The sequence below is a fragment of the Alkalihalobacillus sp. R86527 genome, from assembly GCF_042466185.1.
Classification (GTDB): domain Bacteria; phylum Bacillota; class Bacilli; order Bacillales; family Guptibacillaceae; genus Guptibacillus.
Window position 1 is genome coordinate 698,379 of the sequence record NZ_JAXHBW010000001.1, and the last position, 25,001, is coordinate 723,379.

Genomic DNA, 25,001 nt, shown 5'->3' on the forward strand with positions numbered 1-25,001 from the left:
ACAATAATGCAAGTTTCCTAGTTTTATACAACAAAAAAAGAACTCCTATAAAAGGAGTTCTTTCAGCTTGTAGAGGAACCCCAGGTTCTTCTACAAGCTTTTTTTGTTGGTTTGTATTTTGAGGTCGTTTTTTTAAATTTTAATGTTAGTAATATGAAAAAAACTCTCCTTCACCTAGCTCACCCGGTCTAAGTGAAGGGCAATCTTCTTCATATTCTGACAGGCGGCAGTCAGTAACGCTTGTTCTCTTACTTTTTGTTTTCCACGCAAGCGACAATAACGCAGCCCATGCAGTTCTTTTGAATCTGCGAAGCTACGCTCAACCTTCTCTTTTCTCATGCGATAAATCCACTTTCCCTCATTGGAAAGTCGGTTCTGACGAACCTTTTCTTTTGCCCCTTCCCACACATGGCGTGTGATGGTTTTCTGGTGCTTCTGGTTCTCAGTGCAATGTGCCAGAAGAGGACAAGTCTTACATTTCGTGGGGTCCGACTTATAGTGACGATACCCTTCTCGGTCCGTCGTCGCGTACGCCAGTGCCTCACCCTGAGGACAAACATATCGATCGAGGTTTTCATCATATTTGTATTTCCATTTCGGAAGAAATCCTTTTTTACTTTGGTAGCGACGATGAGCGATAACGCCAAATACGTTTCGTTGTTCGAGTCCGTGACAAATAGGGGCTGTTAAGTATCCTGCATCTAGACCGACTGCTTCTACTTTAAAACCGAAGCGTTTTACCTGGCGGTCTAACCGTTGTAAATAAGGTTTGGAGTCGTGAATATTACCTGGAGTAATATGGACGTCGGTAATGATGTTGAATTTCATATCTGTGGTGCGATGATCTAAGTAAAAGAAACCTTCAGGTTTATGTTCTCGATATAAATAACCACTCTCAGGATCAGTATGACTGACTTTGATTTCCTTCGTCTTATTCACCTCCTTCTTTTCTTTCAGAGGCTTTTTTCCATGATCAGACCTGTCCTGTTCCACTGCTTCATTGAGTTCATCTATATAGTCGGCCGTTTCTACATGAACGTCTTTCCTGGAGAACTTTTTCTTATTCGCGCTCGCTTTTAGATGTGTGGAATCGGTGTAGAGAACTCGTCCTGACACCATTCGATGGTTCATAGCCTGGTGGACGACCTCATCAAAAACCTCTTGGAAAATATCTGTTTCATTAAAACGCATTCTGCGATTCCAGCTGATCGTAGAGTGATGGGGTACGGCGTCGGTTAAATTCAATCCGAGGAACCACCGGTACGCGACATTCGTTTGAATTTGACGCTCTAATTCGCGTTCAGAGCGAATGCCGTAAATATATCCAATAAACATCATCTTAAATAATACTAGGGGATCAAGGGATGGACGGCCGTTGTCTTCACAATAATAATGACGGACTTTTTCAGGGATAAAGGAGAAATCTATGTAGTGGTCGATCTTACGTAATAAGTGGTTATCAGGGACAAGTTCATCAATCGTTACCATTTCTAATTCATTCTGCCGATCTTTCTTAGATTGAAACATTACATCACCGCCTAAAAAGAATCTATCTCTAGCTTAACAAAAGGGTGAAATAAAAAAAGGCAAAAAAAATAGGTTGTCGAGACTTTCTCGACAACCTGAAAGAACTCCTATAAAAGGAGTTCTTTCATTAATATACAGTTTATACTTCTTTCGCACCAAGGTAACGAGGTGCCCAGTAAGAGTTATCCATGCTGCTGATTGTTACACCGTAAGAAGAAGAGGTATGAATGAACTTGCCGTTTCCTAGATAAATACCTGCGTGAGATGGACCTTCTTTATAAGTTTCAAAGAATACTAGGTCTCCAACTGAAGGTGAAGAAACACTGCTTGTTGCATTCCACATGCTTGCTACTGTACGAGGAAGTGAAACGCCTGCTTTGTTATATGCATATTGTAGGAAACCACTGCAATCAAATCCAGATGGAGTAGATCCACCCCAAACATAAGGTACGCCTATGTATTGTTTTGCAATTGATACTACAGAAGAGCTAGCTGTTTGTGTGCTCTCGTTTGATGAAGAACTAGATGTAGATGCACCTGAAAGAGCTCCAAATGTTTGTGGTCCAGCGATTCCATCGACAGATAAGCCGTTAGAACTTTGGAAATCCATAACCGCGTTTCTTGTGACAGGTCCGAAAACACCGTCAACTGAATAGTTATAGAAGCCTTTATTCTTTAACTGACTTTGAAGGTTAGAAACGTCTTGTCCACGATCACCATAACGAACTGTTCCTGAATAATTAGAAGAAGTAGATTGGCTAGTTGATTGAACAGTAGCTGCACCGTTTAGTGCATTTACAGTTTGTGGACCAACAACTCCGTCAACTGTAATTCCTGCACTGCGTTGAAAGCTACGTACACCAGATTCTGTGATAGATCCATAATATCCTGTTGCTGTATGGTAGTTAAAATAGCCTTTGCTATCTAGTAGGTTTTGAAGTTCAGTTACGTCAGAGTGCTTCATGCCATTGTAAAGTGTTTGATCACCAAGTGCAGCTTCGCTTACGTTTGGTGCTAATAAAAGAGACCCAGCAATCGTAGTAGTGATAACAACTTTCTTAAACATTATATAATTCCCCCTGAAGTAATATATTAAACATTTTTTTATTTTCTCTACGATTGCTAGTTTACAGGATAGAGATAACAGTGCGATGAACATAAGATTACAATGTTGTAACAGAATAGTAGTCTATTTTACTAAAAGATTCATTTTTCGACATTTAGATTAAAAAATATGACGTTTGTGGTTGACAAATTTTATGAAAACATTCTATAGATCTGTTGGCACACTACAAAAAGTATTCTATGATTAGCTTAGCTACATTCTAGTAAAAGTATCATTGAAGAGAGGCGTTATTATGAAAACTGTTGCTGTTGTTACGGATAGCACTGCTTACATACCAAGTGACATTCTGGATGAATATGATATTACAATGATTCCTCTCAGCGTTATATTTGGGAATGAATCATATCTTGAAGAGAAAGAAATAAAAGCAGAAGAATTTTTTGACCACATTCGTAATGATGAGGATTTGCCAAAAACTTCACAGCCTTCTATAGGAAGTTTTGTAGAAGCTTACGAGAAACTTTCGCAGAATCACGAAGAGGTTATCACTATTACCCTTTCAAGTGGAATCAGTGGAACATTTCAATCGGCTCACTCAGCAGGAGCTATGGTGGAAGATGTAGATGTGCATGTTTTTGACTCGGAAATCAGTTGCATGATGCAAGGGTTCTATGTTCTCGAAGCAGCTCGGATGGCTCAAGAGGGAGAACGTGGAGCTGTTATACTTGAAAGGCTTACAGCAATGAAGGAAAAAGGTATGCCTGCATACTTTGTGGTAGATGATTTAAGTCACCTTCATAGAGGAGGGCGCCTTAATGCTGCTCAACTTTTTGTTGGAAACCTGTTACAAGTGAAGCCCGTCCTTACTTTTGAAAATAAAAAGATCGTGCCATACGAAAAAATTAGAACAAAGAAGAAAGCATTAAATAAAATCCTTTCGTTGGTTGATGAAGACGCGAAGCACGGAGAGCATATTAAACTAACTGTCATCCACGCTAATAATATAGAAGAAGCTGAAAAGCTAAAGGGAAAAATTGAAGCGGACTACTCAAATATCGAAGTGATTCTTAGTTACTTTGGTCCAGTTATTGCGACTCATCTTGGAGAAGGATCCCTTGGGATTGGATGGTATCGTCCATGAGACCGCTAATAAGAGAGGAAGTAAATCTATGAGATTTGCTTCTTCTACTATTAATAATCGAAACTTTCTCATACCAGAGGGAATAGCGAAGGATGCGCTAGACTACTCTTACTATCCCATCAATCACTTCGATTCATTTGACCCACAACCAACGAAACTAGACTATCACCCTTCCAATGAACTTCTATCTCTCCTAAATGGGCGCCACCTCCTTATAGATGAAATTCCTTTTTCTCTAGACATACTTCATGACCACTACATGAACGGCTATCTTCAAATAGAAGCCGGAATTCAATTGATAGCTGAAAAGCCTACTTGCGTGAGGTGTGGCAGTAAAGATGCCTTCGGGTTCTATCCTTGTGCAAGATGCAAAAGTAACGCATGTCGATACTGTAGACAGTGCATCATGATGGGAAGAGTTAGCGCGTGTTCTCCCCTTTACCACTGTCCGATGACTACACGTCATTACCCGCCTACATCCTTACACTGGGATGGAAAACTTTCGCAAGGCCAACAAGAAGCTTCTGAACAAGTGAAAGTTTCCATACAGAAAAATAGTACACTACTCGTATGGGCAGTATGTGGTAGTGGAAAAACAGAAGTATTATTCAAAGGCCTTGAAGCGGCCATTGGTGAAAACAAAACCATTTGTATTGCGACACCAAGAACTGACGTAGTACTAGAACTTCTTCCTCGATTACGTAAGGTTTTCCCCAACATCGAACTTTCTGGACTTTATGCAGGAAGTACTGATCCTTTAACACCATTCATCATTTCTACGACACATCAATTAATCCGGTATAAAAACGCCTTTGATGTCATGATTATTGATGAAGTAGACGCTTTTCCATTTGAGTATGATCCTACCCTCCAATATGCCGTACAAAAATCCATGAAAGATAGTGGGGCATTAATTTATCTCACTGCTACTCCATCAAAGAAAATTCTTAAACAAGTGAGTGAACTATCGTTACCCCATGTGCGCATTCCTGCTCGATTCCATGGTTACGCGTTACCAATCCCAACATTCGTGTGGATTGGGAATTGGAGAAAAAGTATACAAAAAGGTAAAGTCCCGAAACTGCTCGTGCAGTGGATAAAGAAACAATTTACTCAAAACAAGCCAGTAATGTTGTTCATTCCTTCTATTAAACTGCTCGAACAGGTGCAATATTTATTCGAAACAGTTGGCTTCAGTTGTGAAGCGGTTCATTCAGAAGATCCTGAACGTGTTGAAAAAGTTAAAAAGTTTCGCGCAGCTGACTATCCACTCCTTCTTACTACGACAATTTTAGAAAGAGGAGTAACAATAGAGAACGTTTCGATAGGGGTTTTAGGAGCAGAAGCAGAGATTTTCACTGAAAGTGCACTCGTGCAAATTGCAGGAAGAGCAGGAAGGAGTGAAAAATATCCTGATGGGGAAATAGCTTTTTTTCATTTTGGGAAAACAAATGACATGCTGTTAGCTACACGACACATAACTAGAATGAATGTAGAAGCAGAGAGAAGAGGATGGCTTAAGTGAGAAACTGTTTATGGTGCGCACAAATAATGAATCATGTTTCGTGGGGGATGTTCTCTATTCTTGAAGAAGAGTGGAAGATTTGTGAAGAGTGCAAGTCGAAACTTGCCCCTATTTCCGGGGAAATTTGTCTAAAATGCGGACGACCTCTCTCGAAATTAAAAGATAACTATATAATAGAAAGAATTTGTTTAGACTGTCAAAAGTGGAGGATGAAGGAACAATGTCATGCTTTAGTTCATAATCGTTCCTTGTTTGAATATAACGATTTTATAAAACGTGTTCTTGTGATTTATAAATATAGAGGTGATGTGGAAGCTGGAAGGGCTTTTAATAATATGTTCACAAAAGAGATCAGGAAATCGTATCGGTTTATTGACGGGGTGGTTCCAATTCCTTTAAGTTATGAAAGGTTATACGAAAGAGGATTCAATCAATGTGAAATCTGGTTAGAAAAAGGCTCGCATACAATAAATAATTGTCTTGTGAGAACAAACCATGAAGAAAAACAAAGTAAGAAATCAAGAGCTGAACGCATAAATCGAACTGAGCAGATGTTTCAAGTTACAAATCAATCACTCATTTTAGGGAAAAAACTATTGGTTATCGATGATCTTTATACAACCGGAACGACTATTTATCACGCTGCTCATTCGTTAGTTAAAAATGGAGCAAGCAAAGTGTATTCGTTAACTCTTTGTAGAGGTTGAATTCGAGTGTCGAAAAGTTTTCAGGAAAGCGCCTTCATTCGTGTTAAATCAACAAAAACACCCCTTTGACAGGTAGAGAGAGCGGGCGTATAGTGAAAGTGTGGCTTATGCCATGAAGATTTTTGAAGGGAATGTTGAACAGCATGCAAGGAAAAGTAAAATGGTTTAACAATGAAAAAGGATTCGGTTTTATCGAGAGAGAAGATGGAGACGATGTTTTCGTTCACTTTTCAGCAATCAGCGGTGAAGGATTTAAGTCTCTAGAAGAAGGCCAGACTGTTGAGTTTGAAATTGTAGAAGGCGCTCGCGGTCCTCAGGCTGCTAATGTAGAAAAAGTATCTTAATAATTTTGCTAATGTAATGAGCCCTTTTCTTCTAAGGGCTTTTTATTTTTGGAATAATAAGTTCATGTATAAGGAATAAATGTAAATAAATGTCGAATAAAATGGTATATTGTTAATTTATCGTTAAAAAAACTTATTTTTTTGAAAGTTTATGAAGGTAAAGTGAATGGGTATAACGAATAGTATAGTTATAGATGGAAGGAGGAGTGCCACATGATGAATTTCAACATCCGTGGTGAAAACATTAAGGTTACACCTGCAATGAGAGATTATACTGAGAAGAAGGTAAGTAAACTTGAAAGGTATTTCGATACTCCACCTAACACTGATGTTCATGTAAATATGAAAGTTTACAACGATCAGCAGATGATTGAAGTAACAATTCCGATGCCGAACCTATTACTAAGAGCAGAAGAAGAACATCAGGATATGTATGCAGCAATTGATCTAGTAGTTGAAAAGCTTGAAAGACAAATCCGGAAGCATAAAACAAAAGTGAATCGCAAATTCCGTCAGGAAGGTAGCGTAAAATATATGTTCCGCGATGAACTAAATCCTACGATGACAAGTGTTGCTGAAGCAGATCTAGAAGAAGATGAACTTCAAGTTGTTAAAACAAAACGTTTCACATTTAAACCAATGGATGTAGAAGAAGCAATCCTACAGATGGATATGCTCGGACACAGCTTTTTCGTTTTCTCTAGCGCGGTTACTGGAAACACAAATGTTGTATACCGCAGAAAAGACGGAAAATATGGTTTGATTGAACAAGATTAACATAAATAAACAACGGGGCAGAGGGGGTAACCCTCTGTCCCTTTATGATGGGGAGACAGTTTTTAACTTTCTTGTGCCTCCGTCAAGGAATTGTTAAAATGAATACATAGAACTAAATGAATTAACTTAAACGATAGCACTCTACTGACAATAAAAGAGGAGCGTTTCTATGAAGGGTTTATTACGTAAAATTATTCCAAGCGGCAACGAGCGTCAACTTGGACGCCTACAAAAGATTGCTGATCAAGTCGAATCCTATTCGGATGCTATGAAGGGCTTGACCGATGAAGAGTTGCAAAGCAAGACAACTGAGTATAAAGAGCGTATTGAAAAAGGTGAAAAGCTGGATAAAATGCTACCAGAAGTTTTTGCTACAGTACGTGAAGCATCAGATCGTATACTTGGAATGAGACCATTCCCCGTACAGATTATGGGTGCAGCTGCTTTACATGAAGGTAATATTGCAGAGATGAAAACTGGTGAAGGTAAAACGCTTAGTGCAACAATGCCAGTTTATTTAAATGCGCTAACAAGTAAAGGCGTACATGTCATTACAGTTAACGAATACTTGGCTAGACGTGATGCTGAGGAAATGGGTAAACTTTATAATTTTCTTGGTTTAACTGTAGGTCTTAATATTAGTGGTTTGTCTAAAGATGAGAAAGCTGAAGCTTATGCAGCTGACATCACATATGGAACAAATAATGAATTTGGGTTCGATTATCTAAGAGATAATATGGTGCTTTATAAAGAAGAGAAAGTTCAAAAGCCTCTTCATTATTCCATCATTGATGAAGTTGACTCGGTCTTGATCGATGAAGCTAGAACACCATTGATTATTTCCGGGAATGCAGAAAAGTCTGCTACTCTTTATATCAAAGCAAATCAGTTTGTACGCATATTAAATGAAGAAACTGATTATACAGTTGATATTAAAACCAAAAATGTTCAACTAACTGAAGAAGGAATGTCAAAAGCTGAAAAATTCTTCTCAATTGAGAACTTGTTTGATTACAAACATGTTCAGCTCAACCACCATATTAATCAGGCGATGAAAGCTAACTTCATCATGCAGCGTGATACAGATTACGTTGTGCAGGATGAAGAAGTTGTGATCGTCGATTCCTTCACAGGGCGGTTAATGGCAGGACGCCGCTATAGTGATGGTCTCCACCAGGCTATCGAAGCAAAAGAGGGACTAGTGATTCAGAGAGAGAGTATGACGCTAGCAACGATCACATTCCAGAACTATTTCAGAATGTATGAAAAGCTTTCCGGTATGACTGGTACAGCGAAGACTGAGGAAGAGGAATTTAGAAATATCTACAACATGAACGTCATTGCAATTCCCACGAATAAGCCGATTGCTCGTGTAGATTACCCTGACCTCGTGTATAAGTCAATGAACGGAAAGTTTCAGGCTCTTTCAAAAGAAATTGAAGAAAGACACCACAAGGGACAGCCGGTGCTAGTTGGTACAGTAGCTGTTGAAACATCTGAATTAATTGCGCAAGTACTTAAGAAGCGTGGAATCCCGCACAATATTCTAAACGCTAAAAATCATGCTCGAGAAGCTGAGATTATCGAATCAGCTGGTCAACCAGGAGCGGTTACGATTGCAACAAACATGGCGGGGCGAGGTACTGACATTAAGCTTGGTGAAGGTGTAAGAGAAGCAGGCGGTCTCTTTATTCTCGGTACTGAACGTCATGAAAGTAGACGTATCGATAACCAGCTTCGAGGGCGTTCTGGTCGTCAGGGAGACCCTGGTGAATCAAGGTTTTATATCTCAATGGAAGACGAACTGATGCGTCGTTTTGGTTCAGATAATATGATGAACATGATGAATAGGCTTGGTATGGAAGAAGATCAGCCTATTGAATCTAAGCTCGTATCGAAAGCTGTTGAGTCTGCTCAAAAACGAGTAGAAGGTAATAACTACGATGCTCGTAAACAGCTCTTACAATATGATGATGTTATGAGACAACAGCGCGAAATCATATACGCACAGCGAGATGAAGTGTTGGAATCTGATAACTTGAGAAATATTGTAGAAAAGATGCTCCATTCAGTTATTACTCGCATTGTCGATGCTCATACAGGTGATGAAGATATTCAGGAAGAATGGGACCATCAGGCTATCCTCGATCATGCTAAAGGCATCTTCTTAGAGGAAGGTCAAGTAACGGTTAAAGATATTAAGGGTCTAGACAAAGAAGAAATCATAGAGCTATTAATTGAAAAAATGAAAGTGAACTATGATGAGAAAGAAGCAGAATTCGAACCTGAACGGATGCGCGAGTTTGAAAAAGTAATACTTCTAAGAAGTGTCGACCGTAAATGGATGGACCATATCGATGCAATGGATCAGCTCCGTCAGGGGATACATCTTAGAGCATACGGTCAAAATGATCCTCTGCGAGAATACCAGTTTGAAGGATATGAAATGTTCGAAGAAATGGTCGCAGAAATTGAAGAAGAAGTCGCTACTTATATCATGAAAGCACAGATTGAAAGTAATCTTAAGCGTGAGAAAGTAGCTGAAGGTCAAGCGGTGAACCCAAAAGAAGAAGGGTCATCAAAGCCTAAACCAGCTAAGAAGAAACAGGATATAGGTAGGAACGACCCATGTCCTTGTGGAAGTGGCAAGAAATATAAACAGTGTCACGGCAAAGTATAATAATGCCGGGCAGGTGTTCTTCTTGAACACCTGCTCGTTCTGTTTAAAATAATTTATTTGAGGTGTACGATATGGAAATGCATGAAATTCGCAGTGAATTGAACACGATCGAAACAAGATTAAATGATTTTAGGGGGTCTCTTTGACTTAGAAAACAAAAGAGCCCGTATTAATGAACTTGAGTTAGAAATGACTGTTCCTAGTTTCTGGGATAATCAAAATGAGGCTCAGAAGGTCATCAACGAATCTAATGGATTAAAAGATATGGTTCATGAATTTGATTCTCTTGAGGAAAGTTATGAGAATCTTGAGGTTTCTTATGAATTAGTTAAGGAAGAGAACGACCAGGAATTATTTGAGGATCTTGAAGTTGAAATTAAAGACTTGAAGAAATCATTGAATAACTTTGAACTGACGTTACTACTAAGTGAAGAGCACGATAAAAACAATGCGATTCTTGAGCTTCACCCAGGTGCCGGTGGAACGGAATCACAAGATTGGGCGTCGATGCTTCTTCGTATGTATACCCGATATGGTGAGAAGAAAGGCTTTAAAGTAGAAACACTTGATTATTTGCCAGGTGATGAGGCTGGAGTAAAGAGTGTAACGTTGAATTTCAAAGGTCATAATGCTTACGGCTATCTTAAAGCTGAAAAAGGTGTCCATCGCCTTGTTCGAATTTCACCATTTGATTCGAGTGGTCGTCGTCACACGTCGTTCGTTTCTTGTGAAATCATGCCAGAGTTTAATGATGAGATTGAAATCGACATTAGAACTGAAGATTTGAAAATTGACACGTACAGAGCTAGTGGTGCAGGTGGACAGCATGTAAATACAACCGATTCAGCGGTTCGGATCACCCATCTTCCTACAAACGTAGTCGTGAGTTGTCAGTCTGAAAGATCTCAGATTAAAAACCGTGATCAAGCTATGAAGATGTTGAAAGCGAAGCTCTATCAACGAAAATTAGAAGAGCAAGAAGCGGAACTTGATGAAATTCGAGGCGAACAAAAAGAAATTGGATGGGGAAGTCAAATTCGTTCTTACGTATTCCATCCTTATAGCATGGTGAAAGATCACCGCACAAATGTTGAGGTTGGTAACTCGCAAGGCGTTATGGATGGAGACCTTGATCCGTTTATTGATGCCTATCTTCGCTCGCGCCTAAATAATAAAGAATAACTTGTTAGATGAAATCCTCTGCTCAGGCAGAGGATTATTTTTTTCGTTAAGGGCATGCTACAACCTCAATGACACTTCAACTTGATAACGCGCTGCTATGGTGCGGTTTACACCCTAATAGTACGGTGATATACTACTGAAGGATTTTGCTGAAAAGTAGCAAAATATGTATGAAATTTATTGTATAAGTGAGTGGACTAACCATGATAGCAACAGTAGCGAAATTTACAGCAAGAAACGATTCGTTTACACGGCAAATTCTTGAATACATTAGCGTGTTGATAGGCTCCGCAATCGTAGCGATCGCTTTTAACTTATTCTTACTTCCGAACAGTATCGCCTCCGGTGGAGTGAGTGGGATTAGTACGATAACAAAAGGGGTGTTCGATTGGAAACCCGCTTACGTACAGTGGGCTTTTAATATCCCTTTGTTTATTAGTGGATTAGTTTTTCTTGGAAAAAAATACGGACCAAAAACGCTTGCTGGAACATTGTTCCTACCTTTTGTTGTAAAGCTAACGGAAAATGTTGAAGCTGCGACAACGGATCCATTACTAGGTGCATTATTTGGTGGTCTTGGAGTAGGTCTTGGACTAGGTATTGTGTTCCGAGGCAAAGCCTCAACTGGAGGAACTGATCTTGCTGCACAAATAGTGAACAAGTTCTCAGGCTTATCTCTTGGAACATGTGTATTTATAATTGATGGGTTAATCGTCATAGCATCCGCTTTTGTGTTTAGTCTTGAATCAGCATTGTACGCGCTAATTGCGATGTATCTAACTGGTAAAACAATCGATGTGGTCCAACTTGGATTCGGTTATTCAAAAATGGCGCTTATCATATCTGAGAAAGAAGAAGAGCTTAGGGATGGTATTTTCACCGTTATAGACCGTGGTGTCACAAGGATTTCTGGTCAAGGTGGATATACGAACGATAAACGTCCGATACTTATGGTCGTGGTTACTCAGAATGAAGTGACGAAACTAAAACAACTAGTGAAAAGTGTAGACCCCTCAGCTTTTGTTATCGTCTCCAATGCAACAGAAGTGCTTGGTGAAGGTTTTAAAAAGGAGTAAGCAGGTTATAGTAAAAGTAGCAATTCTTATCTTGATAACAGGAGTGAGTGACTTTGAAAAGGTGGCTAACAGTATTGTTAGGGCTCTTGCTAGCAATTGGACTAACAGCTTGTGGAGGCAATAGTTCTAATGAAGGCGCGATGAATGAGGGTTCAAGTGACGAATCGACTGAAGAAGGCACAGATCAAGCAACAGATTATGATGAGGCTGCAGCTAAAGACACTTATAATCAGCAATGTATGCAATGTCACGGTGAAAACTTAAAAGGTGAGGTAGGACCTAACCTCACTAAAGTAGGAGAGCGTCTTTCTAAAGATCAGATTCTGAACATTGTTAAAAACGGGAAAGGCCAAATGCCAGCGAACCTTGTCGAAGGAAAAGAAGCAGAGAATCTCGCAACTTGGTTAGCAAGTATGAAATAAAGGTAAAGCACATGCGTATGCGTGTGCTTTTTCTTTGTTTTTGTACGAAAAAGCATCAAACTACTGGCCTTTTGAAAAGCCTTCACAGCAGGATTTGTACAGCATTATTAAACAACTGTTGCAAAACATGTCAGATCAGGTTCCTTTTGAAACAGAAATGTAATAAAAATTTGTCTTAAAATATCGAATTTGTTTGTTATAATATCTTCAGATGTAAGAGAAAAGAATAACGTATAAAGCTAAAATAAAAACACCAAGATCCTAATATTTTGCATCATGAATTTAGCAAGTAGGAAGTGGTAAAACGTGATCGAAATGAACGATGTATGGAAAACATACAAAAACGGAATAAAAGCCATTAATGGAATAGACATAAAAATCAACAAAGGTGAGTTTGTCTACATAGTCGGTCCAAGTGGAGCCGGTAAATCAACTTTTATGAGAATGATGTATCGGGAAGAAAAACCGACGAGTGGAAAGATTATCATTAATGGTAAAGACGTAGGCAAGATGAAGAATAAAAATGTTCCAAGACTACGCCGTGATATTGGGGTTGTCTTCCAGGATTTTAAGCTTCTTCCGAAATTAACTGTATATGAAAACGTCGCTTTTGCTCTTGAAGTCATCGAAGAAAACAAAACAGTCATTCGTAAGCGGGTGATGGATGTTTTAGGTCTAGTAAACTTGAAAAATAAAGCAAGATTTTTACCAGACGAGCTTTCCGGTGGTGAACAACAGAGGGTTTCAATAGCAAGAGCGATCGTTAATAACCCTGTGATTCTTCTAACAGATGAACCAACTGGTAATCTGGATCCAGAGACGGCATATGGGATTATGAATTTACTTGATGAAATCAACAATCGCGGTACAACTGTATTAATGGCAACTCATAATAAGGATATCGTAAACTCCTTGAGGAAGCGTGTTATTGCAATTGAAGACGGTTTGATCTCCCGTGATGAAGCAAGAGGTGAGTACGGGTATGAAGATTAAGACGTTCGGAAGACATAACAAAGAAGCTTTTAAAAACATCGGTAGAAATGGTTGGATGAGTTTTGCATCAATTTCAGCTGTTACTGTAACACTTCTTCTAGTAGGTGTGTTTTTAACTTTAGTGTTAAACTTAAATGCATTTGGTGATCAGCTAGAAGAAGATGTTGAAATTAGAACTTTCATTGATCTTACAGCTGAGAAAGCACAACAGGATGAGTTAAAAGCAAAAATCGAAAACATCTCGGAAGTTAAATCAGTTGCTTATCAGTCTAAAGAAGAAGGATTAGATAAACTGATTGATAATCTTGGCGACCAAGGTGAAGTTTTTGAATCTCTTAAAGACGAGAATCCGCTAAGTGATGAGTTCGTAGTGAAAACGAAAGATCCACAAGACATCAATGATGTTGCTGATCAAATAAAGAAATTAGAGCATGTAGAGAATGTCGAATTTGGTAAAGACACCGTCAATAGGTTGTTTAATGTCTTAGAAATTTCTCGAAATGTTGGACTTGGACTCGTAATAGGACTTCTATTTACTGCAATGTTCCTTATTTCAAACACTATTAAACTAACAATTGTTGCCAGGAGAACTGAAATTGAGATTATGAAATTAGTAGGTGCCACAAACTGGTTTATTCGCTGGCCTTTCCTTATCGAAGGGGTATTGATCGGTATATTTGGAGCCTTGATTCCAATCGGCGTATTGACTTACGGCTACTATTTCTTAACAGACCTAATCAGCACAAGATTCCCAACGTTCTTTATTGACTTGTTACCAGTAACACCGTTTGTTTACCAACTTGCGGCCCTACTAGTTGTGTTAGGAATGATCATAGGGGTCTGGGGCAGTCTCACGTCAATGAGAAAGTTTTTGAAAGTCTAACAGACAAATACGAAAATAAATAGTTTGATCTATTTTGGGGGAGGAAGAAAGATTGAAGTTTAAAGTAATGGCCACTGCATTAACGTTAACTTTAGGGTTGAGCACACTATCGACGACAGTCTCACCAGCACCAATACAAGCAAATTCACTTGATGAGAAACTAGATGATGTAAAAGATAAGCAATCAAAGAATTCACAGGAGCTTAAAGAAAAGGAATCCAAGCTTGCTGAAGTAAAGAAAGAACAAGAAGAAGTTCAAGCTGAAATCGGCCGCATCGATAAAGCGGTAGCTGAAACTGACAACAAGATTGCAACAAAAGAGAAAGAAATCAAAGATACAACTGCAGAAGTTGATCAGCTTAAAGAAGAAATCAAAGTTTTACAAGACCGTATTGCTGAACGCGATAAGCTATTAAAAGAACGTGTTCGCTCTATGCAGCAAAACAATGGCGGTTCTGTTGATTATATGGAAGTTCTTCTTGGCGCTTCTAGCTTTGGTGACTTTGTAGAACGTGTCCTAGCACTAAACACAATTGCAGAACAAGATAAGAAGATTCTTGAAGAGCACAAAGCAGACAAACTAGCAGTTGAAGAGAAGAAAGCTGAAGTTGAAAAGAAACTTGCTTCACTTGAAGAAAAGAAAGCAGAACTTGAATCACTTAAGAATGAACTTAGCGCCCAAAAAGCTGAAAAAGATAAATTGATGGCTTCTCTTGAACAAGAAGAAGGCGAAATTCATAATCATATGATGGACTTAAATGAAACTGCGGAACTACTAAAAGCACAAGAAAGCGCAGTTCAACAAGAAATTAAGCGTGCTGAAGAAGCAGCAAGAAAAGCAGCTGCAGCACGTGAAGCAGCTGCTAAGAAAAAAGCGGCAGCTAAAAAAGCAGCTAGCAACAATAGCTCTAGCAGTTCAAACGAATCTACTGCATCAAGCGAACCTGCTCCGGCTGTATCAACAAGTAGCTCAAGCATGAGATGGCCAACGGCTGGTCGAGTAACATCTGGAATTGGTAACCGTTGGGGTTCATTCCACGCAGGAATTGATATCGCACAGGGTGGCAAAAACCCAGTATACGCAGCAGCTTCAGGTACAGTATTACGTTCGTATTATTCAAACAGCTACGGCAACGTAGTTTTCCTTACTCATAGCATTAATGGACAAATGTTCACAACAGTTTATGCACACATGAGAGATCGTGGTGTTTCTACTGGTCAGTCAGTAAGCGCAGGTACATACCTGGGTACTATGGGTAACACAGGAGCTTCAAAAGGGCAGCATCTACACTTTGAAGTTCACAAGGGGTCTTGGAACGGAAGTAAGTCGAATGCAGTTAATCCTTTAAACTACCTCCCTTAAAAAGATTCTGGCTTTATATGTTTCATGACTGCTACTTATATAGTTGGAAACATAATGAAAACAAGCCGGTCATATAGTACAATAAGATGAAAAGGCATCGCATCGCTAAGGTGTGATGCCTTTTCTTTCAAACAAAAAGAGGTGAGTGGATTGAATATAAAAGGGAAGGTTGTCGGACTACTCGTCGTTATTGCCCTGCTTGTAGGCTCAGGAGGTACATATGCCGCGATGGCGCTCTTTCAGGATGATTCGAATGGTGGGAGTGAGCGTTCGGTTTTAAACAATTCTGAGAGCGACATTGATTCTGAGGAACTCACGAAGATTAATAAAGCTTATGAACTCATAACAGATCGCTATGTTAGTAATGTTGATCAGAAGAACTTACTTGATGGTGCGATAAAAGGAATGTTAGATACGCTTGAAGACCCGTATTCCGTTTATATGGATCCTGAAACGGCTGAACAGTTCAGTCAATCTTTAGGTTCATCGTTTGAAGGAATAGGCGCAGAGGTAAATATGCAGGATGGCAGAGTAACGATTGTCTCCCCATACAAAGATTCTCCCGCAGAGAACGCTGGCCTACGTCCCAATGATAAAATTATGACCATAGATGGGAAAAGTACAGAAGGTCTTGATCTTTACGACGCTGTACTAAAGATTCGAGGGGAAAAAGGTACCGTGGTGAAATTGGGGATACAACGCCCTGGTGTCTCTGAAACATTAGAAGTCGACGTGACTCGTGATGAAATCCCTATTGAAACCGTTTATTCTGATACGATCAAAAAGAACGGTAAAACAATTGGTGTATTGCAAATTACATCATTCTCTGAGGATACTGCCGAAAGTTTCTCGAAAGAATTGAAGAAGTTAGAAGATCAGGGGATCGATGGCCTGGTTCTTGATGTAAGAAACAACCCTGGTGGTTTGTTAAATAGCGTATCTGATATTGCTCAGGAAGTAATACCAGGTGAAAAGCCTTTTGTACAGATTGAGGATCGAAAGGGCGAGAAACAACGTTCAGTTTCTTCTCTTAAAGAAAAGAAAGATTATCCGATTGTCGGTCTAATCGATAGAGGTAGTGCATCTGCTGCTGAAATACTGGCAGGAGCCTTGAAAGAAGCTGGAGGATATGAACTAGTTGGTGAAAAATCGTTTGGTAAAGGAACCGTTCAAACGACTGTTGACCTAGGCGATGGCAGTAACATTAAGCTAACGATGTATAAGTGGTTAACTCCTGACGGAAACTGGATCCATAAAGAAGGAATTAAGCCTACTGTTAAGGCGGAGCAACCTTCCTATTTCTATGTAAATCCACTAAATACCGAAAAAACGCTACAGTATGACCAGAATAGTAAACAGGTTGAGTCTGCTCAAGTTATGCTGAAAGGCTTAGGGTTTGAGCCAGGTCGAACAGATGGTTACTTTAGTGACAAAACGGCAACAGCCGTTAAAGCATTTCAACGTACAAATGACTTATCAGTTTCGGGTAAAATTAATGAAAAAACAGCTCAAAAACTACAAGAAAAAATCGTGGAATCAATTCGAAACCCCGAAAACGATATTCAGTTAGAAACGGCTGTGGAACTACTAGCTAAGTAAATTAAGAAGAGGAATCGAGCTAGTTTTGTCGAAGCTATTCCGCAGGATATCCTGCGGAATTTTCTTTTGACGGGAATAGAAAGATGGAGGAGTAAATCATGACGGAAACGATAGGTCTTTCCATATTAAAAGGTATAGGTTCTTTTTTAATAAACCCACTTACTTATATTAGCTTGGTGGCAGCTTTTATTATTGGGTTATCACGTGTCAAACGGGATCGACGTGACTTCCATACTCGGGTTCATGACGTTCTTGACGATGTGAAGTTTGCGATTGTCCCAGGTATTGTCGCGGGTTTTTCTATCCTAATTTTAAATTTATTATTAGGAATAGTGGTTCCGATGGGGATCGTTGTAGCTATTAGCATCAGTGCGATTATTATACTTGTAACGGGACAAATGCGTTTCTTATCTCCGGCATTTGTATTTATTCTTCCTGTTTTAGCCGCTCTCTTTTATGAACCTATCGATCTAGGAAGTGAATGGTTGAATTCGTGGCAAAGTGGATTTGGTTCTGTATCCCTTATTGCTTTAGCTCTCATGGCTGGACTTTTGCTTATTGTCGAAGGTGTTCTTATAAATCAGAATGCTAGAAAACAAACGTCTCCGCGGTTAGTACGGAGTAAGCGTGGTAAACTTGTTGGAGCTCATGAAGTCCAAAGGCTTTGGCTATTGCCGCTCTTTCTCTTTATACCCTCAGGTACGATCGAAGCGAATGCGTGGTGGCCATTATTAGAATTTGGAGAACAAACGTATTCGTTTTTAATTCTTCCACTGCCAATCGGATTTCGAAAATTAATCCATCATACCTTGCCAGTACCTGAGATAAAAAGAAATGGCGTTCATGTGGGTACTGTTGGCGTTTTCGCTACGTTGCTTGCTACTGTGAGCTACTTTATTAATGCCGAATGGCTCGCTCTTTCTGTGTTTCCTTTAATCGTTATCGCAAGATCAGCTATATTACTTCTTCATAGAGGTATGAATAAACCTGCTTATTTTAATGAACGTAACGAGGGGCTCGTTATCCTTGGTATTCTGCCGGAATCACCTGCAGATCAAATGAATTTACAGGTTGGGGAAGTGATTTCTAAAGTGAACGGATTGTCCTTAGGGAATGGAACAGATTTTTATACTGCCCTTCAGCAGAATGCGGCATTCTGTAAACTTCAGGTTCTCGATTTCAATGGCGAAATCAGATTTGAACAAAGGGCGCTCTATAATGACCAACACCACGAATTGGGATTATTATTTGTGAAAGAACAGCGCCTCGATGATTCAATCGATTATGCGAAAGAAAGTTAAGTTATTAAAGAAATGAAGCATAAGGTTGTTGAGAGATCTCTCAACAGCCTTTTTGGTTGATTACCTTATAATTGTAGGAGCAACTTTTATAAGAATTCGAGCACTTCATAGCATTCTCTCATGCATTTGTTGTAAGATGGGGGGAGAGTTACGTTTTAGAGAGGGGAACCAACGCATGCAGGAGATATTAGCAGCTATACTCATTCCAGCGATTGTTGCCGTCGTGTTTACACGCGTTACATATAATAAATATGTTAGTCTCGGTTTAGCACTGCTTTTCATGTGGGCAATTTTTGGAGGATTAGAACACCCGATTCATTTAATACTTATCACGATACTTTCCGCTTTAATTGGATTTTATTTTTCTTCCAAGATTCAAAAACAAAATAAGAAAAAGATAAAATAGCGTCTATTCCGAAGAGAATAGACGCTTCTTTTTTGTTCTATACTGATAGCTAAAGAAAATGATGAGTGGGGTGATATAGACTGCAAGGATACTTAATCCTGCTATCGGTAAATGGAAGAGTTCCAAAATGACACTTACTAAGGTGAATAGATATAGCGTCCCTAGTAGTTTTTGTATAACATGATTTGAAACAAATTCAGTGATTCCTGCTCCTATGCGTGAGCCTATTATTGCACCTATTACTAATACACACGCTAGTGTGAACGGAATACTTACACTTCCTATGTATGAAAGGAACCCTGTAGATACAATAATGAAGATGCTTGCAAGAGAAGTCCCTACTGCTAAGCGTGGTGGAAGTTGAAGCACACGAATTAGAAGAGGCACCATGACAAACCCACCCCCTACGCCAAGAACAGATGAAATAAATCCGCCAGTTAGTCCGATTAAAATTGTTCGAACAAGGGAAATGGAATACATCTGAGACGATTTATGGTTATTTTTCTTTTCCGTTAGCATTGAAAGTGCGAAATAACTGAGTAACCCTACATATAAGAGTGAGATAACAATGTCATCATATCCAATCGATTCTAAATAGAAGACGAGCGGTTTTGCTACCTGGGTGCTTAGCATCCCACTTATCGATAAGACGATGACTGGTTTCCAAAGGATATGCTTTTGTTGATAGTGTTTAACAGCACCTGAAATAGAAGTACTCATGCTATATAGTAAGCTGATCGTGATAGCCATTGACGGTTCATAACCTAGTAGGAGAAGTATAGGTGTTAATAAGAATCCCCCGCCAACTCCGAAGAAACCTGATATTGCACCGATTGCTAGTCCAAGAGGTAATGCTAAGAGAACAAACAAGGTCATTACTCCTTTTCCTGATAAGGGTATTTGCTCATTCAGCATACCTTAGTTTTGGTTTTATCGGAAGCATCGCCCTAAAAAAGGGGAATACCAGTTCGTTTTATTTGAAGAAATAGCCATCTTTTATGATATAATAAATTTTATGAAGAATAGGAACGGAGGCGACTAAGGTGGAAAGACAGTTTGAATTGGTCTCTAAATATGAGCCTCGAGGTGATCAGCCTGAAGCTATTAAAAAGCTTGTTGAAGGTGTCAATAATAATGATCGGTATCAAACCTTGCTTGGAGCAACAGGTACAGGAAAAACATTCACAATGTCCAATGTGATCAAAGAGGTAAATAAGCCGACGCTTATTATTGCTCATAACAAAACGCTGGCAGGGCAGTTATACAGTGAATTTAAAGAGTACTTTCCTAATAATGCTGTTGAGTACTTTGTGAGCTACTATGATTACTATCAGCCTGAAGCTTATATTCCTCAATCGGATACCTTTATTGAAAAAGACGCTAGTATCAATGATGAAATTGATAAGTTGCGACATTCCGCAACATCGAGTTTATTCGAACGAAACGATGTCATCATTGTTGCCAGTGTTTCGTGTATATATGGTCTAGGTAATCCAGAGGAATACAGAAGCCTCGTCGTTTCCCTAAGGTCTGGAATGGAAAAAGACAGGGATGGTCTTCTACGTGATCTTGTTGATATTCAATATGCTCGTAACGATATTAACTTTACACGTGGTACCTTCCGAGTGCGTGGAGATGTTGTTGAGATCTTTCCGGCATCAAGGGACGAAAACTGTATTCGAGTTGAATTCTTTGGTGATGAAATCGATCGTATTACAGAAGTGAATGCCTTAACTGGCGAAATACTCGGTCAACGTGACCATATTGCTATCTTTCCTGCTTCCCACTTCGTAACGCGTGAAGAAAAAATGAAGATAGCGATTAAACGAATTGAAGCTGAATTAGAAGAGCAATTGAAAAAGATGAATGACGATGGGAAACTTCTCGAAGCACAACGACTGGAGCAAAGAACAAAGTATGACATCGAGATGATGGCAGAGATGGGCTTCTGCTCTGGAATTGAAAATTATTCAAGACATCTAACTCTACGTGAAGCTGGTGCTACTCCTTATACGTTGATGGATTACTTCCCAGAAGATTTCCTAATCATGGTCGATGAGTCTCACGTTACCCTGCCACAGGTAAGGGGTATGTATAACGGGGATCAAGCGAGAAAAGGAGTTCTTGTCGATCATGGATTTCGACTTCCTTCAGCGAAAGACAATCGACCGTTAAGGTTTGAAGAGTTCGAAGAGAAAGCGCATCAGTTCGTCTATGTGTCTGCTACACCTGGACCATATGAAGAAGAGCATTCCACAAAGGTAGTAGAACAAATTATTCGTCCTACTGGATTGCTCGACCCTACGATTGAAATAAGACCAATTGAAGGTCAAATCGATGATCTACTTGATGAAATTAATAAGCGAGCTGCAAAGAATGAAAGGGTGCTAGTTACTACTCTTACGAAGAAGATGTCTGAGGACCTAACCGATTATTTAGTGGAAATGGGTGTTAAGGTTCGTTATCTTCACTCAGAAATTAAAACGCTAGAGCGAATTGAAATTATCCGTGATTTACGTCTCGGTGTCTTCGATGTCTTAATCGGGATTAATTTGTTGAGAGAAGGGCTAGATATCCCAGAAGTATCTCTCGTATCGATTCTCGATGCAGATAAGGAAGGGTTCTTGAGGTCTGAACGATCACTGATTCAGACGATTGGACGTGCTGCACGTAATTCGAGTGGTCATGTCATCATGTATGCAGATAAAATAACGAAATCAATGGATATTGCTATGAATGAAACTAAGAGACGTCGTGAAACACAGCAAGAATATAACGAGAAATATGGCATCACTCCTACAACGATTAAGAAAGAAGTACGTGACTTGATTCAAGCAACTGTTGCAGCTGAGGAAGGCGAAGAATACACCGCCGCTCCAAAACCAGGTAAGATGAACAAGAAGGAACGTACGAAGATGATTGAAAATGTTGAGAAAGAAATGAAGGAAGCTGCACGTGATCTTAACTTTGAACGTGCTGCTGAGCTTCGTGATTTACTATTAGAGCTTAAAGCGGAAGGATGACGAATAAATGGCAAATGAAGAAATCGTCGTCAAAGGGGCAAGAGCCCATAATTTAAAAAATGTTGATGTGTCGATCCCTAGAGATAAGCTAGTTGTTTTAACTGGCTTATCAGGTTCGGGAAAGTCATCATTAGCTTTTGATACGATTTATGCAGAAGGGCAAAGGCGATACGTTGAATCACTCTCTGCGTATGCAAGACAATTTCTTGGGCAGATGGATAAACCTGATGTCGATGCAATTGAAGGGTTATCACCTGCAATTTCGATCGATCAGAAAACCACTAGTCGAAACCCTCGTTCAACTGTAGGGACAGTAACAGAAATCTACGATTATTTGCGCCTATTGTTTGCTAGGATCGGACGTCCAGTGTGCCCTCGTCACGGAGTGGAGATTACTTCTCAGACAATTGAACAAATGGTCGATAGGATTTTAGAATATGAAGAACGCACGAAGCTGCAAATCCTTGCTCCTGTTGTTTCTGGTCGAAAGGGAGAACATGTGAAAATCCTAGAGGATATTAAGAAGCAGGGATACGTGAGAGTACGTGTAGACGGCGAAATGATGGAAGTGGCAGATGATATTTCTTTAGAGAAAAATAAGAAACATTCTATCGAAGTCGTAATTGACCGTATCGTGGTGAAGGATGGTGTGCAATCAAGACTGGCAGATTCACTTGAAACGGCATTGCAACTTGGAGGAGGACAAGTCATTGTAGATGTGATAGGAGAAGGAGAACTTCTCTTCAATCAACACCATTCTTGTCCATACTGTGGATTTTCAATCGGGGAACTAGAGCCGAGAATGTTCTCATTTAATAGTCCATTCGGTGCTTGTCCATCTTGTGACGGGATTGGTTTAAAGCTTGAAGTTGACCTCGATCTCGTTATTCCAGACTGGAGCTTAACACTAAATGAACATGCACTTGCTCCTTGGGAGCCGGTTAGTTCAGGTTACTATCCGCAACTTCTTAAGAGCGTCTGTAACCATTATGGTATCGATATGGATACTCCGGTTGAAAAGCTTCCAAGGCATTTACTTGATAAAGTTCTATACGGCAGTGGAGATGAAAAAGTTTATTTCAGATATGAGAATGATTTTGGACAAGTAAGAGAAAACAATATTCATTTCGAAGGCGTAGTTCCTAACGTTGAACGACGCTATCGTGAAACGAGCTCTGATTATATTCGCGAGCAAATGGAAGCATATATGACCCAAAAGCCATGTCCCACTTGTAAAGGATATCGATTAAAAAAAGAAGCTCGTTCCGTTTTAATCAATGGAAAACACATCGGACAAGCAACAGAGTTTGCTATTAAAGATGCTTCTGGCTTCTTTGATGAGCTTGATCTTACAGAGAAGGAAGCTACCATCGGTAAAATGATTTTGCGAGAGATACAGGATCGCCTCGGATTTCTCGTAAATGTCGGCTTGGATTATTTAACTCTTAACCGCTCTGCAGGTACTTTATCTGGCGGAGAAGCTCAAAGGATAAGGCTCGCAACTCAGGTAGGTTCAAGGTTGATGGGGGTTCTCTATATCCTTGATGAGCCTTCGATCGGTTTGCATCAAAGGGATAATGATCGCCTGATAGCTACCTTACAAAACATGAGAGACTTAGGAAACACGTTAATCGTTGTAGAGCATGATGAAGACACGATGCTCGCGGCTGATCATATTATCGACATTGGTCCTGGCGCAGGAGCGCACGGTGGATATATCACCTCCCAAGGGACTCCAGCTGAGATCATGGATGATGAAGAATCGCTCACAGGAGAATATCTCTCGGGTAAAAAGTTTATTCCAGTTCCTTCTGAACGAAGAAAGACTGATGGTCGATATATTGAAATCGTTGGAGCGAAAGAAAATAACTTGAAAAACACGAATGCGAAAATCCCGATCGGTTTATTTACATGCGTAACGGGTGTATCAGGATCAGGAAAAAGTACACTCATCAATGATATTCTCTATAAGTCCCTTGCTCAGAAGCTTCATAAAGCAAAAGACAAACCGGGCGAACATAGGAAAATCAAGGGATTAGAGTATGTCGATAAAGTAATCGATATCGATCAATCTCCAATCGGTCGAACGCCAAGGTCAAACCCAGCAACATATACGGGTGTATTTGATGATATCCGTGATGTTTTCGCACAAACAAATGAAGCAAAAGTCCGCGGATATAAGAAAGGGCGCTTTAGCTTTAATGTGAAGGGCGGCCGTTGTGAGGCTTGCCGTGGAGATGGAATCATAAAAATCGAGATGCACTTCCTTCCTGACGTGTATGTTCCTTGTGAAGTATGCGAGGGTAAACGATACAATCGAGAAACACTTGAAATAGAGTACAAAGGGAAGAATATCGCTGATATCTTAGGGATGACTGTGGAAGAAGGGCTTGATTTCTTTAAGAACATTCCTAAAATCAACCGAAAGTTACAAACGCTTTATGATGTTGGTCTGAGTTATATTAAGTTGGGACAGCCGGCTACAACAGTGTCTGGAGGAGAAGCACAGCGTGTGAAGCTGGCGTCACAGTTATATAAACGATCAACTGGGAAAACACTCTATATTCTTGATGAGCCTACAACAGGCCTTCATGTGGATGATATCGCGCGCCTACTTCAAGTATTGCAAAGACTTGTAGAGAACGGTGATTCTGTTTTAATCATCGAGCATAACTTGGACGTGATCAAGACTGCAGACTATCTGGTCGATCTTGGACCAGAAGGTGGAGATGGTGGTGGCGAAATCATCTCAACGGGAACTCCTGAAAAAATCGTGAAAGAAGAACGTTCTTATACAGGACGCTATCTTGCGCCAATTCTTAAGCGTGACAAAGAGCGGATGAAGAAAAAGCTAGAGCAAACGCAATCTGTATAGAGGAAAAAAGGCAGCCGACTAGGCTGTCTTTTTCAATGAATTTAACTTTATGAAACCTTCTACCTGTTTATTCGTATAAATAGGTAGAAGGTTTTGAAAGGAGAAACATGT

The 25,001-nt window shown here is 39.7% G+C and carries 20 protein-coding genes and 1 pseudogene; 18 read left to right on the forward strand and 3 right to left on the reverse strand.

Annotation, left to right across the window (positions count from 1 at the left end; all coding sequences use genetic code 11):
• Positions 1 to 174: 174 nt before the first annotated feature.
• Together SJY16_RS03520 and SJY16_RS03525 are read right to left on the reverse strand one after the other, a co-directional pair.
• Entirely contained in the window at positions 175 to 1,527 is a 1,353-nt protein-coding gene (locus tag SJY16_RS03520; protein WP_377887701.1) for an IS1182 family transposase, read from the reverse strand.
• Between the two features lie 139 nt (positions 1,528 to 1,666).
• A complete protein-coding gene (locus SJY16_RS03525) occupies positions 1,667 to 2,593 on the reverse strand; it encodes a C40 family peptidase (RefSeq protein ID WP_377887702.1) in 927 nt (308 codons plus the stop codon).
• 292 nt (positions 2,594 to 2,885) lie between these two features.
• Here SJY16_RS03525 and SJY16_RS03530 point away from each other — a divergent pair, with 292 nt between their 5' ends.
• The 16 genes and pseudogenes from SJY16_RS03530 (at position 2,886) to SJY16_RS03605 (ending at position 18,992) form a co-directional block, all read left to right on the forward strand.
• Positions 2,886 to 3,734, forward strand: a complete 849-nt coding sequence (locus SJY16_RS03530; RefSeq protein ID WP_377887703.1) for a DegV family protein — start codon at positions 2,886 to 2,888, stop codon at positions 3,732 to 3,734.
• Positions 3,735 to 3,762: 28 nt separating this feature from the next.
• Positions 3,763 to 5,259, forward strand: coding sequence for an ATP-dependent helicase ComFA (locus SJY16_RS03535; protein ID WP_377887704.1), 1,497 nt, complete (start codon positions 3,763 to 3,765; stop codon positions 5,257 to 5,259).
• Positions 5,256 to 5,447: pseudogene (locus tag SJY16_RS03540) on the forward strand (double zinc ribbon domain-containing protein); the annotation flags it as partial. The gene SJY16_RS03535 and the pseudogene SJY16_RS03540, both read left to right, overlap by 4 nt.
• A gap of 21 nt (positions 5,448 to 5,468) precedes the next feature.
• The gene (locus SJY16_RS03545; RefSeq protein ID WP_377892357.1) at positions 5,469 to 5,966 is read left to right on the forward strand and encodes a ComF family protein; all 498 of its coding nucleotides are present in this window, start codon (positions 5,469 to 5,471) and stop codon (positions 5,964 to 5,966) included.
• Positions 5,967 to 6,109: 143 nt separating this feature from the next.
• Positions 6,110 to 6,310, forward strand: coding sequence for a cold-shock protein CspD (cspD, locus tag SJY16_RS03550; protein WP_136947176.1), 201 nt, complete (start codon positions 6,110 to 6,112; stop codon positions 6,308 to 6,310).
• Between the two features lie 216 nt (positions 6,311 to 6,526).
• Complete coding sequence (gene hpf, locus SJY16_RS03555; protein WP_377892040.1) at positions 6,527 to 7,087, forward strand: ribosome hibernation-promoting factor, HPF/YfiA family; 561 nt, start codon at positions 6,527 to 6,529, stop codon at positions 7,085 to 7,087.
• 169 nt (positions 7,088 to 7,256) lie between these two features.
• A complete protein-coding gene (secA, locus tag SJY16_RS03560) occupies positions 7,257 to 9,767 on the forward strand; it encodes a preprotein translocase subunit SecA (protein WP_377887705.1) in 2,511 nt (836 codons plus the stop codon).
• 71 nt (positions 9,768 to 9,838) lie between these two features.
• A protein-coding gene (gene prfB / locus SJY16_RS03565; protein WP_377887706.1) for a peptide chain release factor 2 occupies positions 9,839 to 10,949 on the forward strand; the annotation gives its coding sequence in 2 pieces (ribosomal slippage) (positions 9,839 to 9,910 and positions 9,912 to 10,949; 1,110 coding nt in all).
• 203 nt (positions 10,950 to 11,152) lie between these two features.
• Positions 11,153 to 12,025 carry a YitT family protein gene (locus tag SJY16_RS03570; RefSeq protein WP_377887707.1) on the forward strand — a complete coding sequence of 291 codons (873 nt, stop codon included), beginning with the start codon at positions 11,153 to 11,155 and terminating at the stop codon, positions 12,023 to 12,025.
• Between the two features lie 53 nt (positions 12,026 to 12,078).
• Positions 12,079 to 12,447, forward strand: coding sequence for a cytochrome c551 (cccB, locus tag SJY16_RS03575; protein WP_377887708.1), 369 nt, complete (start codon positions 12,079 to 12,081; stop codon positions 12,445 to 12,447).
• Positions 12,448 to 12,753: 306 nt separating this feature from the next.
• The gene (gene ftsE / locus SJY16_RS03580) at positions 12,754 to 13,440 is read left to right on the forward strand and encodes a cell division ATP-binding protein FtsE (protein WP_377887709.1); all 687 of its coding nucleotides are present in this window, start codon (positions 12,754 to 12,756) and stop codon (positions 13,438 to 13,440) included.
• Entirely contained in the window at positions 13,430 to 14,323 is an 894-nt protein-coding gene (gene ftsX / locus SJY16_RS03585; RefSeq protein WP_377887710.1) for a permease-like cell division protein FtsX, read from the forward strand. Before ftsE ends, ftsX begins: the two co-directional genes overlap by 11 nt.
• Before the next feature lie 52 nt (positions 14,324 to 14,375).
• Positions 14,376 to 15,686 carry a murein hydrolase activator EnvC family protein gene (locus SJY16_RS03590; protein WP_377887711.1) on the forward strand — a complete coding sequence of 437 codons (1,311 nt, stop codon included), beginning with the start codon at positions 14,376 to 14,378 and terminating at the stop codon, positions 15,684 to 15,686.
• A 156-nt stretch (positions 15,687 to 15,842) separates the two neighbouring features.
• Positions 15,843 to 17,285, forward strand: a complete 1,443-nt coding sequence (locus SJY16_RS03595; RefSeq protein WP_377892042.1) for a S41 family peptidase — start codon at positions 15,843 to 15,845, stop codon at positions 17,283 to 17,285.
• A gap of 98 nt (positions 17,286 to 17,383) precedes the next feature.
• Positions 17,384 to 18,586 (forward strand): PDZ domain-containing protein, encoded by a 1,203-nt coding sequence (locus SJY16_RS03600; protein WP_377887712.1) that lies wholly within the window; start codon positions 17,384 to 17,386, stop codon positions 18,584 to 18,586.
• A gap of 175 nt (positions 18,587 to 18,761) precedes the next feature.
• Positions 18,762 to 18,992, forward strand: a complete 231-nt coding sequence (locus SJY16_RS03605; protein ID WP_377887713.1) for a DUF2198 family protein — start codon at positions 18,762 to 18,764, stop codon at positions 18,990 to 18,992.
• Positions 18,993 to 18,995: 3 nt separating this feature from the next.
• Here SJY16_RS03605 and SJY16_RS03610 read toward each other — a convergent pair whose 3' ends face one another.
• The gene (locus SJY16_RS03610; RefSeq protein WP_377887714.1) at positions 18,996 to 19,862 is read right to left on the reverse strand and encodes a sulfite exporter TauE/SafE family protein; all 867 of its coding nucleotides are present in this window, start codon (positions 19,860 to 19,862) and stop codon (positions 18,996 to 18,998) included.
• 173 nt (positions 19,863 to 20,035) lie between these two features.
• On the opposite strand from SJY16_RS03610, the gene uvrB reads away from it, so the two are divergent.
• Both uvrB and uvrA read left to right on the forward strand, forming a co-directional pair.
• The gene (gene uvrB, locus SJY16_RS03615) at positions 20,036 to 22,015 is read left to right on the forward strand and encodes an excinuclease ABC subunit UvrB (RefSeq protein ID WP_377887715.1); all 1,980 of its coding nucleotides are present in this window, start codon (positions 20,036 to 20,038) and stop codon (positions 22,013 to 22,015) included.
• 7 nt (positions 22,016 to 22,022) lie between these two features.
• On the forward strand, positions 22,023 to 24,890 hold the full coding sequence (uvrA, locus tag SJY16_RS03620; RefSeq protein ID WP_377887716.1) for an excinuclease ABC subunit UvrA: 2,868 nt from the start codon (positions 22,023 to 22,025) through the stop codon (positions 24,888 to 24,890).
• The last annotated feature ends 111 nt before the right edge of the window (positions 24,891 to 25,001 follow it).

Bases quoted from the DNA above. Each gene is read 5' to 3' on its own strand.
- SJY16_RS03605 (WP_377887713.1), top strand. From the start codon at position 18,762: ATGCAGGAGATATTAGCAGCTATACTCATTCCAGCGATTGTTGCCGTC.
- SJY16_RS03525 (WP_377887702.1), bottom strand. From the start codon at position 2,593: ATGTTTAAGAAAGTTGTTATCACTACTACGATTGCTGGGTCTCTTTTA.
- secA (WP_377887705.1), top strand. From the start codon at position 7,257: ATGAAGGGTTTATTACGTAAAATTATTCCAAGCGGCAACGAGCGTCAA.
- ftsX (WP_377887710.1), top strand. From the start codon at position 13,430: ATGAAGATTAAGACGTTCGGAAGACATAACAAAGAAGCTTTTAAAAAC.
- SJY16_RS03530 (WP_377887703.1), top strand. From the start codon at position 2,886: ATGAAAACTGTTGCTGTTGTTACGGATAGCACTGCTTACATACCAAGT.
- cspD (WP_136947176.1), top strand. From the start codon at position 6,110: ATGCAAGGAAAAGTAAAATGGTTTAACAATGAAAAAGGATTCGGTTTT.
- SJY16_RS03535 (WP_377887704.1), top strand. From the start codon at position 3,763: ATGAGATTTGCTTCTTCTACTATTAATAATCGAAACTTTCTCATACCA.
- hpf (WP_377892040.1), top strand. From the start codon at position 6,527: ATGAATTTCAACATCCGTGGTGAAAACATTAAGGTTACACCTGCAATG.
- SJY16_RS03520 (WP_377887701.1), bottom strand. From the start codon at position 1,527: ATGTTTCAATCTAAGAAAGATCGGCAGAATGAATTAGAAATGGTAACG.
- SJY16_RS03600 (WP_377887712.1), top strand. From the start codon at position 17,384: ATGACGGAAACGATAGGTCTTTCCATATTAAAAGGTATAGGTTCTTTT.
- uvrA (WP_377887716.1), top strand. From the start codon at position 22,023: ATGGCAAATGAAGAAATCGTCGTCAAAGGGGCAAGAGCCCATAATTTA.
- SJY16_RS03545 (WP_377892357.1), top strand. From the start codon at position 5,469: ATGAAGGAACAATGTCATGCTTTAGTTCATAATCGTTCCTTGTTTGAA.
- SJY16_RS03570 (WP_377887707.1), top strand. From the start codon at position 11,153: ATGATAGCAACAGTAGCGAAATTTACAGCAAGAAACGATTCGTTTACA.